Annotated in this window: 8 protein-coding genes; 3 read left to right on the plus strand and 5 right to left on the minus strand. The window is 70.5% G+C overall.

Features of this window, described 5'->3' with window-relative positions:
- Positions 1–76 precede the first annotated feature (76 nt).
- From ACIBF5_RS29310 to ACIBF5_RS29320, 3 genes are all read right to left on the minus strand, one after another.
- Entirely contained in the window at positions 77–3,148 is a 3,072-nt protein-coding gene (locus ACIBF5_RS29310) for an Rne/Rng family ribonuclease (protein WP_396816156.1), read from the minus strand.
- A 144-nt stretch (positions 3,149–3,292) separates the two neighbouring features.
- Positions 3,293–4,006, minus strand: coding sequence for a TIGR03936 family radical SAM-associated protein (locus ACIBF5_RS29315; RefSeq protein WP_396816179.1), 714 nt, complete (start codon positions 4,004–4,006; stop codon positions 3,293–3,295).
- Between the two features lie 147 nt (positions 4,007–4,153).
- A complete protein-coding gene (locus ACIBF5_RS29320; protein WP_396816158.1) occupies positions 4,154–6,130 on the minus strand; it encodes a TIGR03960 family B12-binding radical SAM protein in 1,977 nt (658 codons plus the stop codon).
- Between the two features lie 178 nt (positions 6,131–6,308).
- Between ACIBF5_RS29320 and ACIBF5_RS29325 the strand changes: the two genes are divergently transcribed.
- Entirely contained in the window at positions 6,309–7,643 is a 1,335-nt protein-coding gene (locus tag ACIBF5_RS29325) for a hypothetical protein (RefSeq protein ID WP_396816160.1), read from the plus strand.
- Between the two features lie 81 nt (positions 7,644–7,724).
- Positions 7,725–9,197: a cryptochrome/photolyase family protein gene (locus ACIBF5_RS29330; protein WP_396816162.1), complete on the plus strand. Its 1,473-nt coding sequence runs from the start codon at positions 7,725–7,727 to the stop codon at positions 9,195–9,197.
- A gap of 76 nt (positions 9,198–9,273) precedes the next feature.
- On the opposite strand, the gene ACIBF5_RS29335 is transcribed toward ACIBF5_RS29330, so the two are convergent.
- Together ACIBF5_RS29335 and ileS are read right to left on the minus strand one after the other, a co-directional pair.
- The gene (locus ACIBF5_RS29335; RefSeq protein WP_396816164.1) at positions 9,274–9,966 is read right to left on the minus strand and encodes a lysophospholipid acyltransferase family protein; all 693 of its coding nucleotides are present in this window, start codon (positions 9,964–9,966) and stop codon (positions 9,274–9,276) included.
- A 207-nt stretch (positions 9,967–10,173) separates the two neighbouring features.
- The gene (ileS, locus tag ACIBF5_RS29340; protein WP_396816165.1) at positions 10,174–13,347 is read right to left on the minus strand and encodes an isoleucine--tRNA ligase; all 3,174 of its coding nucleotides are present in this window, start codon (positions 13,345–13,347) and stop codon (positions 10,174–10,176) included.
- A gap of 434 nt (positions 13,348–13,781) precedes the next feature.
- Here ileS and ACIBF5_RS29345 point away from each other — a divergent pair, with 434 nt between their 5' ends.
- The gene (locus ACIBF5_RS29345) at positions 13,782–14,813 is read left to right on the plus strand and encodes an ArsR family transcriptional regulator (protein WP_396816166.1); all 1,032 of its coding nucleotides are present in this window, start codon (positions 13,782–13,784) and stop codon (positions 14,811–14,813) included.
- Positions 14,814–14,905: the final 92 nt, after the last annotated feature.

Here is a 14,905-nt window from a genome sequence, read left to right on the forward strand (position 1 = left end):
CACCGGCGCGCGGGGCGCAACCGGTGCGGGGCACATGATCGATCAAGTTCTGCGTACGAACCGGGGTCGGAGTGGTTCAGGGACGGGTGCGGCGACGCGTACCACCCCGGCGGGACCGGCGCCGGCCACCGCCGGCACCACCCTCCAGGTCGCCGTCGGCGTCCGACTCACCGTCCTCGCCGAGCGCGTCCGGGTCGTCCGCACCGGCCAGCCGGGCCGATCCGGTTTGCAGGTTGTCGGTCTCCTCCGCCGGCTCGGGCTGGTCGACCTCGTAGCGGGAGAGGTCGTACCCCATGGTGTCGTCCTCGTCCGCCACCTCGACCACGGCCCGCTCCGGAACCGCGCTCTTGCGGGTCCGGCTGCGCCGGCTGACCGTCGGGGTCTCCGGAGCGGTCGCGCTCGGCGCGGCACTGGTCGGTACGGACGCCGAGGCGACCGCCTTGACCTTGTCACCGACGCCGGCGGTCGAGCCGGTGCCGACGCGGGGCTTCTCCGGAACCGGCTCGGTGTGGATGATCACGCCACGGCCCTTGCAGCAGTCGCAGGTCTCGCTGAACGCCTCCAGCAGCCCGGCGCCGATCCGCTTACGGGTCATCTGCACCAGACCGAGCGAGGTGATCTCGGTGACCTGGTGCTTGGTCCGGTCTCGGCCGAGGCACTCGGTGAGCCGGCGCAGCACCAGCTCACGGTTGGACTCCAGCACCATGTCGATGAAGTCGATCACGACGATGCCACCGAGGTCCCGCAACCGGAGCTGCCGCACGATCTCCTCGGCCGCCTCCAGGTTGTTCCGGGTGACGGTTTCCTCAAGGTTGCCGCCGGCGCCGGTGTACTTGCCGGTGTTGACGTCGACCACGGTCATCGCCTCGGTCCGGTCGATCACCAGGTGACCGCCGGAGGGGAGGTAGACCTTGCGGTCCAGCCCCTTGAGGATCTGCTCGTCGATCCGGCGCTCGGCGAAGACGTCCGCCGTGCCCGTGTGCCGGTGCAGCCGGGCCACCAGGTCGGGCGAGACGTGCGCGAGGTACGACTCGACCATCCCGTACGCCTCGTCGCCCTGCACGACCAGCTCGCGGAAGTCTTCGTTGAAGAGGTCCCGGACCACCCGGATGACCAGGTCGGGCTCCTCGTAGAGCAGAGCCGGGGCACCGCCCTCGGCGGCCCGCGCCTGGATGTCCTCCCACTGCGCCTGGAGCCGCTTGACGTCCCGGGCAAGCTCGTCCTCGCTCGCCCCCTCGGCGGCGGTACGGACGATCACGCCCGCACCGTCCGGGACCAGCTTCTTGAGTACGTCACGCAACCGCTTGCGCTCGGTGTCCGGCAGCTTGCGGCTGATCCCGGAGGCGTTGCCGTGCGGCACGTAGACCAGGTGCCGACCGGAGAGGGCGATGTGGCTGGTCAGCCTGGCCCCCTTGTGCCCGATCGGGTCCTTGGTGACCTGGACCAGCACCGCGTCGCCGGAGCGGAGCGCGTGCTCGATCGAGCGGGCCCGCCCCTCCAGGCCGCTCATGTCCCAGTTGACCTCACCGGCGTAGAGCACGGCGTTGCGGCCTCGGCCGACGTCGACGAACGCCGCCTCCATGCTCGGCAGGACGTTCTGCACCTTGCCCAGGTAGACGTTGCCGGCCATGGTGCCCGAGGTGGCCCGGGTGACGTAGTGCTCGACCAGCACCCCGTCCTCAAGCACGGCGATCTGGGTACGGTCGCCACGCTGGCGGACCACCATCACCCGGTCGACGGCCTCGCGGCGGGCCAGGAACTCCGACTCGCTCAGGATCGGCGGCCGGGTACGGCGCTGCTCGCGCCCGTCCCGGCGGCGCTGCCGCTTGGCTTCCAGCCGGGTCGATCCGGAGACGCCCTGCACCTCGTCGGCGGTCCGACGCGGCTCACGGATCTTGACGACGGTGTGTACGCCGTCCTCGGCGCCACCCTCCGCGGTGTCCCCGGCGCCCTTGCGCCGCCGACGACGACGCCGACGGGTCAGCCCGTCGCCCCCCTCGGCCTCGTCTTCCTCGTCCTCTTCCGCCTCGGCCTCGGCCTGCGCCGGCTCCTCGGTCTCGTCCTCGTCGAGTTCGTCGGTCGGACCCTTGCCCCGGCCCCGGCCCCGACGGCCCCGACGGCGACGACGCCGGCCACCGGCCTCGTCGTCGTCTTCCTCGTCCTCGTCTTCCAGCTCGATCGGCTCCGGCTCGCCGGTCACGGCGTCCGTGACGGTCTCGACCGGCTCGTTCGCCAGCTCCGCGGTCTCAGCGGTACGGCGGCCACGCCGCCGGCGCCGGGTCGGCTCGACCGGTTCGAGGTCGGTGTCGTCGACGTCTGCGGCCTCGGTCGGCACGACGACCACCTCGGTCGGCGCCGCGACGGGTGGGGTGGCCGGCCGGGCCGGGGGGATCTCCGGCTCCGGCGCCATGAAGAGCACGGTCGGCGCGGAGAGGGCGGCCCGGCGGCGCCGGGTACGGGGAGCCTCCTCGACCCGTTCGGCCTGCTCTGAGGTGCTCGGCTCGGTCGCGGCGTTGGGCAGGACGGTGACGCCCGGCGGCACGGACTCGCCGGTCAGGGCGGCGGTGCCGAGTTCGTCGGACTCCTCCACGGCCGGGGTGGGTGCACCCGGTTCGGTGACCGGAGCCGCCGGAGGGGTCGTCGGCTCGGCCTCGGCCGCCGGTGGCACCGCCTTGCGCCGCCGGGTGCGGGTCACCTTGACCGGTGGGGTGACTTCGGCCGGGGCGGTCTGCGCCGGCCCGGCTTCGAGCGAGGCGCTGCCCGTCTCCTGGGTCGATTCGCCGCCCGAGGCGGTGAGTTCGGGGTCGGCGGTGCCGGTGGTTCCGATTTCGCCGACCGGAGCGGTCGGTTCGTCACGCTTGTCAGCGGTTGTCGCCTTCCGGCGGCGCCGGGTGACCTTCGGGGCCGGTTCGGTGTCGGCCGCGACGGGCGCGAACACCTCCGCCTGGGGCGCCTCGTCGGAGCCGGCGCGGGCATCGGCCGGAGCCTCGACCGGGGCCCCGGTCTGGGCCGGCTCGGCGGTCGCCGCCGGGCTGCGCCGGCGGGTGGTACGGGTGCGCCGGGTAGGCGCGCTGTCAGCGGTCTCGGCGGTGTCGTCGGCCGGCTGTGCGCCGGTCCGTTCGCCGCCCTCGGGCTCGTTGTCGAGCATTGGACGTTCTCCAGTTCTGGCCGCCCCGGGCGCGGGTGAGCGCTGCCACGCAGGGTTGCCGCAAAGGTGTACCCGGCAGCGCGTCAGGTGCACGGGCTACCGAAGTCTGGCTAACTGAGCGCTGGCCGGGAAACCGGCTAACGTTCACCGATGGTTCGCCCCGTCGCGGTCCGCCTCCAACGGATCCACGATCGCCCCCTGCGCGGTCAACGTGCCCTGCGCCAGCCGGGTCGCCCTTGGCGGCACCGGCGGCTCCAGGTCGGCCACCACGCGGAGGCCGGAAAGGACGTCATCGGGTCGTACGGACGGAGTGACCTGCCGTATGACTAGGTCGAGTATCGCACACGGTACGCCCGCGACCTCGGAAGGTGCCCCAGTCTGATCGATAACATCGATTTTGTTGACTGCCTCGCGGGCATCGAAGGAGCGGCGCCCCTGCTTGGTCAACCGCTCGACCAGTACCTCGGAAGAAGCCCAAAACTTCTCCACCGCCTGTCGCGCCAACTCCGGCTCGACACCGGGCAACTCGATGCGCCAGTGCGACGCGTCGATCCGGTCGGGCAGGCTTCCGCCCTGGGCCACCACCACCTCGATCACGTCCAGACCGGGTGAGAGGGCGGCGTCGAGCGCGAGCCGGAGAGCGGTCGGGTCGACCTCGTGCTGTAGCCCGACCTCCAGGTACTCCGCCTCGCTGGCCGTACCGGTGGGGGCCGCACTGGCGTACGAGATCTTGGGGTGCGGGGTGAAACCCTGGGAGAAAGCCACCGGTACGCCGGCCCGGCGCAGGGCACGTTCGAAGGCCCGGGCGAAGTCACGGTGCGAGGTGAACCGAAGCGGCCCCCGCTTGGCGTACCTGATCCGGATCCGCTGTACGACCGGCGCCTGACCGCCCTCTGGCTGGTTCTTCTTGCTGATCGTGGTGCTCCTCGGTGTGGCGGCCGGTGGAGAAGGTCGTCCGACCGCGGCGGTTGGGTACGGCCGGAAAGCGGCCGACGGCGCCCCGGCTCAGGCGCCCGTCGGCACCCGCAGCCCGGTGTTGACCGGAGTGAGCGGCAGCAACTTCTTGCCGGTCGGCCCGATCTGGATCTCGGTGTCCATCGAGGGACAGACACCGCAGTCGAAGCACGGGGTCCACCGGCAGTCATCCTGTTCGAACTCGGACATCGAGTCCTGCCAGTCCTGCCAGAGCCAGTCCTTGTCCAGGCCGGAGTCGAGGTGGTCCCAGGGGAGTACCTCGAGTTCCTCGCGCTCACGGGTGGTGTACCAGTCGAGGTCGACGCCGAAGGTCGGCAGCACCTCGTTGGCGGCGGTGATCCAGCGCTGGTAGGAGAAGTGCTCGCTCCAGCCGTCGAACCGGCCGCCGTCCTCCCAGACCCGGCGGATGACCGCGCCGACCCGCCGGTCGCCCCGGGAGAGCAGCCCTTCGATCAGGGACGGCTCACCGTCGTGGTAGCGGAAACCGATCGCCCGGCCGAGCGACCGGTCCGAGTTGATCGCCTGCTTGAGCAGCCGGAGTCGGTTGTCGATCACCTCCGGGGTTTCCATCTTCGCCCACTGGAACGGAGTGTGCGGTTTCGGCACGAAGCCGCCGATGGAGACGGTGCAGCGAATGTCCTTCGACCCGGTCGCCGCCCGCCCGGCCTTGATCACCTCGTGCGCGAGGCGGGCGATCTGCAACACGTCCTCGTCGGTCTCGGTGGGCAGCCCGCACATGAAGTAGAGCTTCACCTGCCGCCAGCCGTTGGTGTACGCGGTGACGACGGTGCGGATCAGGTCCTCCTCCGACACCATCTTGTTGATCACCTTGCGGATCCGCTCCGAACCACCCTCCGGGGCGAAGGTCAGCCCGGTCCGCCGCCCGTTGCGGGAGAGTTCCTGGGCCAGGTCGATGTTGAACGCGTCGACCCGGGTCGAGGGCAGGGAGAGCGAGACGTTGGTACCGGCGTACTGCTCGGCCAGGCCGGAGCACATGTCGCCGATCTCCGAGTGGTCGGCCGAGGAGAGCGAGAGCAGTCCGACCTCGTGGAAGCCGGAGAACTCCAGCCCCTCCTTCACCATCTGACCGACGGTGGTGATCGAACGTTCCCGTACCGGGCGGGTGATCATGCCGGCCTGACAGAACCGGCAACCCCGGGTGCAACCCCGGAAGATCTCCACCGCGTACCGCTCGTGCACCGTCTCGGCGAGCGGGACCAGGGGCTTCTTCGGGTACGGCCAGGCGTCAAGATCCATCGTGGTGCGCTTGTGCACCCGGAACGGAACGTCCGCCCGGTTCGGCACGACCCGCTGGATGCGGCCGTCGGGCAGGTAGTCGACGTCGTAGAACCGGGGTACGTAGACGCTCTCCGTACGGGCCAGCCGCAGCAGCAGCTCGTCCCGCCCGCCGGGCGAGCCCTCGTGCTTCCACTGCCGCACGATCGCGGTGATCTCCAGTACGGCTTCCTCGCCGTCACCGAGCACCGCCGCGTCGATGAAGTCCGCGATCGGCTCCGGGTTGAACGCGGCGTGCCCACCGGCCACGATCACCGGGTCGGCGTCGGTCCGGTCGGCCGCCAACATCGGCATGCCGGCCAGGTCGATCGCGGTGAGCAGGTTGGTGTAGCCGAGCTCGGTGCTGAACGAGATACCGAAGAGGTCGAAGCTGCCGACCGGGCGGTGCGCCTCGACGGTGAACTGGGGCACCCGGTGCTCACGCATCAGCTTCTCCAGGTCCGGCCAGACCGCGTACGTCCGCTCGGCGAGCACGTCGGGCTGCTCGTTGAGCACCTCGTAGAGAATCTGTACGCCCTGGTTGGGCAGACCCACCTCGTACGCGTCCGGATACATCAGCGCCCACCGCACGGTCGCCGACTCCCACTCCTTGACCACCGCGCCCAACTCGCCACCCACGTACTGGATGGGCTTGCTGACCTGCGGGAGCAGTGGCTCAAGCTGCGGCCAGATGCTGTTGCTGTGGCCGGTGGTGGTCGTCGGGACGCTCATGACCGCCAAGGGTACGCGGCGCGACGTAAGCTCCGGTCGCCTGCCGGGCAGCCGGGCCACCGGTGTGTCAGATGGGACCGTTGATCGCAGCCGGCGCAGAGTGACTCCTGTGACCTCCGGTGCCCGAGTGGTCGGCCGGTACTAACCTCGTACGGGCGCGCGAGAGGAGAACGTCCTGATGCCGGAGCCGCAGCCGGAACACACCCCACCGGCAGGCCAGTCCCGACCTCCGGGGTCGGAACAGGATTCCGGCTCCGAACCGGATTCCGGCTCCGAACCGGAGCAGACGAAGACCGCCGCCACACCAGAGGCGGAGCCGCCGAAGACGGTGATGGCCAGGGCAGACGAACCGGTGACGAAGGTCGACGACGCGGTGGCCGGGCCGGAGGAACCATCGACCGCGCCGGTCGCACCGCGCTGGACCGGATCGGCTGCGGTGCCGCCGCCGGTTCCGAAACAGCGCCGGGGTCGGGGCCGGGGCGTACCGGTCCCGCCGGATCCGACCAGGCAACTGCCGGAGCGGGAGCGGCACGAACAGGGTCGGGACGAACGGGATCACGACCGGCAACCGGACCACGACACCCCGGTCGACCCGTGGGCCGCCGCCGATCCCGAACCGTGGGCGGCACACATGGCGTCACTGACACCGCCGGAGCCGTACCAACCGGTCTCACCGGCCGAGCCGTACCAACCGGTCCCACCGGCCGAGCCGTACCGGTCGGGATCGCCGCATCCGCCGCTGCCGCCGTACCCGGCAACCAGCCCTCTCCCGACCGACCCGACGCCGGCCCCACCGCCGCTGCCACCCCCGCCACCGCCCGCCCCGGTGGTGAAGGTTCCCGCGCAGGCCCGGCGCGGGCGCCAGAACAAGACAAGCCGACCCCCGGGGTACGGGCCGACGAGCGCGCCGCCACCGGGTTGGCGCGCCCCGCCCGGCTATGTCGCGATCACCGAGCCGCGTCGGCGGCGCTGGCCCCGGGTGATGCTCATGCTCTCGCTGCTGACCGTCGCCTGCTGCTGCGGTGCGCCGGCCTGGTTCGCCAAGCCGATGTGGGAGCAGTACCCGGTCAGCGCCACGCTCCCGGACGAACTGGCCGACCTGCGCAAGCGGGAGGACAGGGCGAGCGAGCAGGTCACGAATCAGCTCAGGGAGAGGTTGGACCCGGAGAACCTGCTCGCCGAGACCTTTGCCGGGGTCTACACCGACCCGGACGGCAAGGTGGTCACGATCTTCGGTAGCACCGGTTTCCGGTGGAATCCGGAACAGGCTCTCGACGCTGAGATGTCGCGGTTGACCGACGAGTACACGTTGCACGATGTCACCCCGGTGGAGACCGGGGTACGGGGTGAATTCCAACGTTGCGGCATCGGCGAGGCACGGGGTACGGACGTCGTCGTCTGTACCTGGGCCGACCACGGCAGCCTCGGCACCGCCCTGTTCACCCGACTGTCCGTCGAGGACAGTGCGAACCTGCTGGCCCGGCTGCGCGCGGAGATCATCAAAAAGACCTGACCATACGTCGTGTGTCTGGAGACACAGTCGATTCATGGCGTAGCTACGGGGGGAATCAGTCATGCGGCGCACAATCGGATGATGCTGCGGCGCTGGCTCTTCGCTGACCAACTCGGGCCGCACTTCCTCGACGACCGGCACCAACCGCTCCTGCTGATCGAGTCGAAAGCCGTCTTCCGCCGCCGCGCCTTCCACCGGCAGAAGGCCCACCTGGTCCTCTCCGCGCTCCGTCACCGCGCCGCCGAACTCGGCGATCAGGCCCTGCACCTGCGGGCCGAGACGTACCGGGAAGCGTTGGTCCGGGTCCGTGAACCGGTCGAGGTCAACCACCCGACCTCCCGGCGGGCCCGTGACCTGGTCCGGTCACTGGGCCGGGTCACGGTCCTGCCGCCCCGAGGATTCGTCACCGCGATCGAGGACTTCACCGCCTGGGCGGACGAACGGCGCGGCACGATACGGCTGGACGACTTCTACCGGTACGCGCGCCGCCACCACCGGGTACTGCTCGACGGCGACGAACCCGTCGGTGGCCGGTGGAGTCTCGACGCGGAGAACCGGCAGCCGCCGCCGAAGCGTTCCGGACCGCTCGACGTACCACCGCCGCCGATGCCGGAAGAGGACGACATCGACGCCGAGGTCCGGCACGACCTCGACCGCTGGGCGGCGGAGGGGATCCGCTTCGTCGGCCGGGACGGTCCCCGACTCTTCCCCGCCACCCGCACCGAGGCCACCACCCGGCTACACCACTTCCTACGCCACCGGTTGCCGAAGTTCGGGCCGTACGAGAACGCGATGGTCACCACCGACCCGTTCATGGCGCACAGCCTGCTCTCCTCCTCGTTCAACCTCGGTCTGCTCGACCCGATGGAGGCGATCCGGGGCGCCGAGGAGGCGTACCACACGGGACACGCACCGCTGCCCAGCGTGGAGGGTTTCGTCCGGCAACTGCTTGGCTGGCGGGACTTCGTCTGGCACCTCTACTGGTATTTCGAGGTTGGCCACCGCCGATCCGACGGTGTCGGCGCGCGACGGTCGGTACCCTCCTGGTTCGCCGACCTGGACGCCGATTCGGTACGTGCCCGCTGCCTCTCCGACGTCTTGGCCGGGGTCCGGGATCGCGGCTGGGTGCACCACACCCCCCGACTGATGGTGCTCAACAACTACGCGATGCAGCGCGGTTGGCGGCCGTCGGAACTGGTCGACTGGTTCCACCGCTCGTTCGTCGACGGCTACGAGTGGGCGATGACGGCCAACGTGGTCGGCATGAGCCAGTACGCCGACCTGGGTCAAATGAGCACCAAGCCGTACGCCGCCAGCGGCGAGTACGTCAACCGGGTGAGCGACTACTGCGGCGGCTGCCCGTACGACCCCAAGGGGCGGCACGGCGAGAACGCGTGCCCGTACACCGGGGGTTACTGGGTCTTCCTGGACCGCACCCGCGAGCGCCTGCCGAGCACCGCCCGGATGGCCCGCAGCCTGCGCCAACTCGACCAGCTCGACGACCTGCCCGTGATCAAGGAACAGGAGCGGAGACGCGGGTCGCAGGCACCGTGACCGCCCGCCCTGAACGCCCGTCACGGGCGGTCGTGACCGGGCGGTCACGCCTGGTCACGACACCCGTCTGTGCCGGCTACTCCGCAACCGGGTCGACGGTGGGGGCGTTGCGGGCCGGGGCGTAACGCGGCACGTACTCCTGCCCGGTGAGCCGCTGGATCTCTGCCATCAGCTCGTCGGTGACGGCACGCAGTGAGGTGCGGTCGTCTCCCCGGCCGGTGACGTCGATCGGCTTACCGAAACGCACCGTCACACCGCGTACGTACGGGCGGGGCACCCGGACGCCGATCGGCTGCACCCGGTCGGTTCCGATCATGCCGACCGGGATGATCGGGACACCGGCCGCCATCGCCAGCCGTGCCGTGCCGGTACGCCCCCGGTAGAGCCGACCGTCGGGCGATCGGGTCCCCTCGGGATAGATCGCGACCAGGTCACCGCCGCGCAGGACCGGAATCGCCCCGTCGAACGCCGAGAGCGCGGCCCGCCCACCGCCACGTTCGACCCGGATGGCGCCGAGGCCACCGATCACGGACCGGCTCAGCCAGCCCCGGAATCCGGTCCCGGTGAAGTACTCCGCCTTGGCCCAGAACGCGATGTGGCGGGGGACGACCGAGCCGAGGAAGAGTTCGTCCGCGACCGAGAGGTGGTTACCGGCGATGATCGCGCCGCCGGCCGCGGGAACGTTCTCCAGTCCTTCGACAGTGGGCCGCCAGACCACGTTCATCGCCGTGCCGACGGTAGCTTTGCCGACGGTGTAGAGCAGCGGCACGCGGCCTCCCCTGGTCAGCGCCGGGCCCACCGGTCGCGGCGGCCCTCGCCGCCGCACCGATGGTAGGCCAGACCCGCTCCGACTTCAGCATCGCCGGCGCCCGATCCCACGCGGTGTCAGCCCACGCACCCCCGCACGCCGCCTCCGGCGGTTAGGAAGGGCCCCTTCCTATACAAAAAGCGATAACAAGGGGCCCTTCCTTCACCCTCAGACGCGGGTGACGGTGACGGCTACCGGTACACCCTCGCCGACCTCGCCGGTGAAGGCGTCCGACGGCAGTTCGCCGGTCGTGGCGGTGAGCACGATCGAGTCGGCGAGCACCTCGGCGGCGACGAAGTCGCGGTACGCCTCAACTGCCGCCACCACCTCCGAGCCGGCAGCGAGCGCCACCTCGATCCGGTCCGACACGTCCAGGTCAGCCGCCCGACGGGCCTGCTGCACCACGCGTACCACGTCCCGGGCGAGTCCCTCGGCGGCGAGTTCGGCGGTGACGGTGGTGTCCAGCACCACCACCCCCTCGCCGCCCGGCAGCGGGGCCGAGTGTTCGACGTCGGCGGCGACCAGACGCAGCTCGTACTCGCCCTCCTGGAGGGTGACCCCGGCGGCGACCGGAGCACCGTCGACCAGCGCCCAGTCCCCCGCCTTCACCGCCTTGATCACCGTCTGCACCTGGCCACCGAGGCGGGGGCCGAGCGCCCGGGGCACCACCGTGAGCACCTGCTCGCAGTAGCCGGCGAGTTCGGTGGTGAAGAGCACCGTCTTGACGTTGACCTCGTCGGCGATCAGGTCGGCGAACGGCTCCAGATCGGCCGCGTTCGAGCTGGCGACGGTGAGCGACGACAACGGCAGCCGAACCCGCAGGCCCTTCGCCTTACGCAGCGACAACGCCACCGAGCAGACCGTACGGGCGTCGTCCATCGCCGCGACCAGGGCGTGGTCGGCCGGGAACTCGGCCGCGTCCGGCCAGTCGGTCAGGTGCACCGAACGCTCCCCGGTCAACCCGCGCCAGATCTCCTCCGCGGTCAGCGGCGCCAGTGGCGCGACCACCCGGCAGAGGGTTTCCAGCACCGTGTAGAGGGTGTCGAACGCCCGACGGTCACCGGACCAGAAGCGGTCCCGGGAACGGCGGACGTACCAGTTGGTGAGGGCGTCGAGGAACGACCGGACGGTGGCGCAGGCACCGGAGATGTCGTACTCGTCGAGCTGGGCCTGCACCGTGGTGACCAGTTCACCGGTCTTGGCCAGCACGTACCGGTCCAGCAGTCCACCGGCGGCGCTGCTGGCGCCCTCCTCCTCGGCGGTCAGCCGCCGCGCCTCGTAACCGTCCGCGTTGGCGTAGAGGGAGAAGAAGTACCAGACGTTCCAGAGCGGAAGCAGCACCTGGCGTACGGCGTCCCGGATGCCGACCTCGGTCACCGGCATGTCGCCGCCACGCAGCACCGGCGAGGACATCAGCATCCAGCGCATCGCGTCCGAGCCGTAGCTGTCGAAGACGCCGTACACGTCGGGGTAGTTGTTCAGACTCTTGGACATCTTGCGTCCGTCGGCGCCCTGGAGGATGCCGTGGGCCAGGCAGTTACGGAACGCGGGCCGGTCGAAGAGCGCCGTGGCCAGCACGTGCATGGTGTAGAACCAGCCCCGGGTCTGGCCGATGTACTCGACGATGAAGTCGCCCGGGTAGTGGTCCTCGAACCAGTCACGGTTCTCGAACGGGTAGTGCACCTGGGCGAACGGCATCGAGCCGGACTCGAACCAGCAGTCCAGCACCTCCGGCACCCGACGCATCATCGACTTACCGGTCGGGTCGTCCGGGTTCGGCCGGACCAGGTCGTCCACCACCGGTCGGTGCAGGTCGGTCACGCGTACGCCGAAGTCCCGCTCCAGTTCGTCGAGCGAACCGTAGACGTCGACCCGGGGGTAGTTCGGGTCGTCGGACTTCCAGACCGGGATCGGCGAGCCCCAGAACCGGTTGCGGCTGATCGACCAGTCCCGGGCGTTCGCCAGCCACTTGCCGAAGGAGCCGTCCCGGACGTGCCCGGGAGTCCAGTTGATCTCCTGGTTCAGTTCGACCATCCGGTCCCGGAACCGGGTCACCTCGACGAACCAGGAGGAGACGGCCTTGTAGATCAACGGGGTGTCGCAGCGCCAGCAGTGCGGGTACGAGTGGGTGTACGTGTCCTGCCGCAGCACCACCCCCCGCTCCTTCAGCTCGCGGATCACCGGCTTGTTCACGTCGAAGACCTGCTCGCCCTGGTACTGCGGAACGAGCGCGGTGAACCGGGCGTGGTCGTCCACCGTGACGATGGTCGGGATGCCGGCGGCGTTGCAGGTGTTCTGGTCGTCCTCGCCGAAGGCCGGAGCGAGGTGCACCACGCCGGTGCCGTCCTCGGTGGTGACGAACTCGGCGCCGAGGACCTGGAAGGCGTTCGGGCCACCAGCCTCGGCCAGGAAGTCGTAGAGCGGGGTGTAGCGGCGTCCGACCAGGTCACGGCCGTAGACCGTGCCAACCTGCGTGAACCCTTCCAGCTCCTTCGCGTACGCGCCCAGCCGCGCGGCGCCGAGGATGTACCGCTCGCCGTCGCGCTCAAGTACGGCGTACTCGATGTCGGGGCCGACGGCGAGCGCCAGGTTCGACGGCAGCGTCCACGGGGTGGTGGTCCAGACCCCGATCTTCTCGCCGGGCTGGCCGTCGGCGGTCGGGTCGAGCTGGAACCAGACGGTCAGCGTCGGGTCGTGCCGGTCCCGGTAGACGTCGTCCATCCGGGTCTCGGTGTTCGACAGCGGGGTCTCGCAGCGCATGCAGTACGCCAGCACCCGGAAGCCCTCGTAGATCAGACCCTTCTTGTGCAGGGTCTGGAAGGCCCACATGACGCTTTCCATGTAGTCCACGTCGAGGGTCTTGTAGTCGTTGCCGAAGTCGACCCAGCGCGCCTGTCGCGTGACGTACCGTTCCCAATCCTGGGTGTACTGCAACACCGAGGTACGGCAGACGTCGTTGAACTTCGCCACCCCGAGATCGAGGATCTCGGCCTTCGTGGTGATGCCGAGCTGCCGCTCGGCGACCACCTCGGCGGGCAGGCCGTGGGTGTCCCAGCCGAACCGCCGCTCGACCCGCCGGCCGCGCATCGTCTGGTAGCGCGGCACCACGTCCTTGACGTAGCCGGTGAAGAGGTGGCCGTAGTGCGGCAGGCCGTTGGCGAACGGCGGGCCGTCGTAGAAGACGTACTCGTTCGAGCCGTTGGCGCCGGCCGGCCGCTGCTCGACGCTCGCCTCGAACGTCTTGTCGGCGGTCCAGTGCTCCAACACCCGGCGCTCGACCGCGGGCAGGTCAGGGCTCGCCGGTACGCCGGTGCCGTCGGGGGCGTGCTTGGGATACGCCATCGGGGGTCGCTCTCCTCGTGCAGCTCACTCTCAGTGGACTGCGAGGACGAGCCGAACGGTACGCCGGCCAGCCGGCGCGCCGCGTGACCCGCGGTACCACCCCGCTTGACGGTCAAGGGTCGACCGCCCGCTCGTTGGTCGGCTGTGACGGGCCGGACCCGTCCGGTTCTACTCCGCCGGGCGCCCCTCACCGGAACACCCGTCGTTTCTTCCGGAGGCTCGCCGGTGATGGCCGGGTCGTCGCCTGTGCCCCCAGCCTACCCGTCCCCCCACCCCACCCGCCCCCGAGTAACCCCCGGGGGTAAGGAAGGGCCCCCTATTATCGTTTTCCGTTATATAAGGGCCCCCTCCTAACGCGGCGCGGCGGGAGCGCGGGCGGGGTGGCGGACGCGGCGGGAGCGCGGGCGGGTGGCGCGCTGGCTACCCTGGTGCGCGTGATCCGGATCGAGCTGGACGAGCCGACGCTGTCGCGTACCCGGATCGCGATCAGCCCACTCTGGGAGACGGTCTGCAGCCTGTACCTGCTCGGCCGCAATCCGGGTGACGCGCCGTGGCCGTACACCGACTGGGCCCGGCGAGCCCGCGCGGTGCTCGCGGACAACCCGGCCACCGCCCCGGTCCAGTTCTTCTTCGACTGCGGATCCCGGCTGCCGGACTGTCTCACTCCGATCCCACCCAGCGCCTGCCCCACCCTCCAGGAGGAGTTGGCGGTGCTCCGGGGGACCAGTTCGGAGGTACTCGAAGCACAGTTGCCGAACCACTTCACCGGCCCGTTGCCGCCCTGGTTGCAGCCGTTCCGGAATGATCCGGCGGGCGCGTTCGGCCGGCTGGCCGACGGCATCGAGGCGTACTGGTCGGCAGCGATCTCCCCGTACTGGCCGGCGATGCGGGCGGCGCTCGACGAGGAGGTGCTGCACCGGGCGCGGGCCCTGGCGGCTGACGGACCCGACGCGCTCCTTGCCGACCTGCACGAGCGGGTCCGTTGGCAGCGTCCGGTGCTCACCCTGGTCAAATCGTTGGAGCAGAGCTTCACGGCGGTCGACCAACGCCTGCTCCTGATCCCGTTGATCTTCTCCCGGGGGGCGTTGACCTGCAGCAGCGACGATCCAGAGGTGGTCGCGGTCTCGTACCAGGCCCGGGGGGCGGTGCTGCTCACCGACCGACCGACGACCGCGCCGGCTCTCGCCGACCAGGACACCGAAACCGACCGGCTGGCCATCCTGGTCGGTCGAGGCCGGGCCAACGTGCTGCGCGGGCTGAGCCGTCCGACCACCACCGCCGGGTTGGCCGCCGCACTGGGCCTCGCCCCGAGTACGGTCTCCGAACACCTCGCCGCACTGCATGCCGCCGGGGTGGTGCACCGCCGACGGGTCGGTCGCCGCGTGCTGTACGGCCTGGAGCCCGCCGGCCTGGCGCTGGTCAGCCTGCTCGTGTCCGACCAGCCCGAAACCGCCACAACGGCATAACCCAGACCGGACGCAGCCGAGACGGACCGGACTCGGGCGACCCGGACGGGGCTCGTTCGGGCTCGGGCGAGCATTCGGCCAGGGCCGAATTC

This window comes from Micromonospora sp. NPDC050417, from assembly GCF_044458865.1.
Lineage (GTDB): Bacteria > Actinomycetota > Actinomycetes > Mycobacteriales > Micromonosporaceae > Micromonospora_G.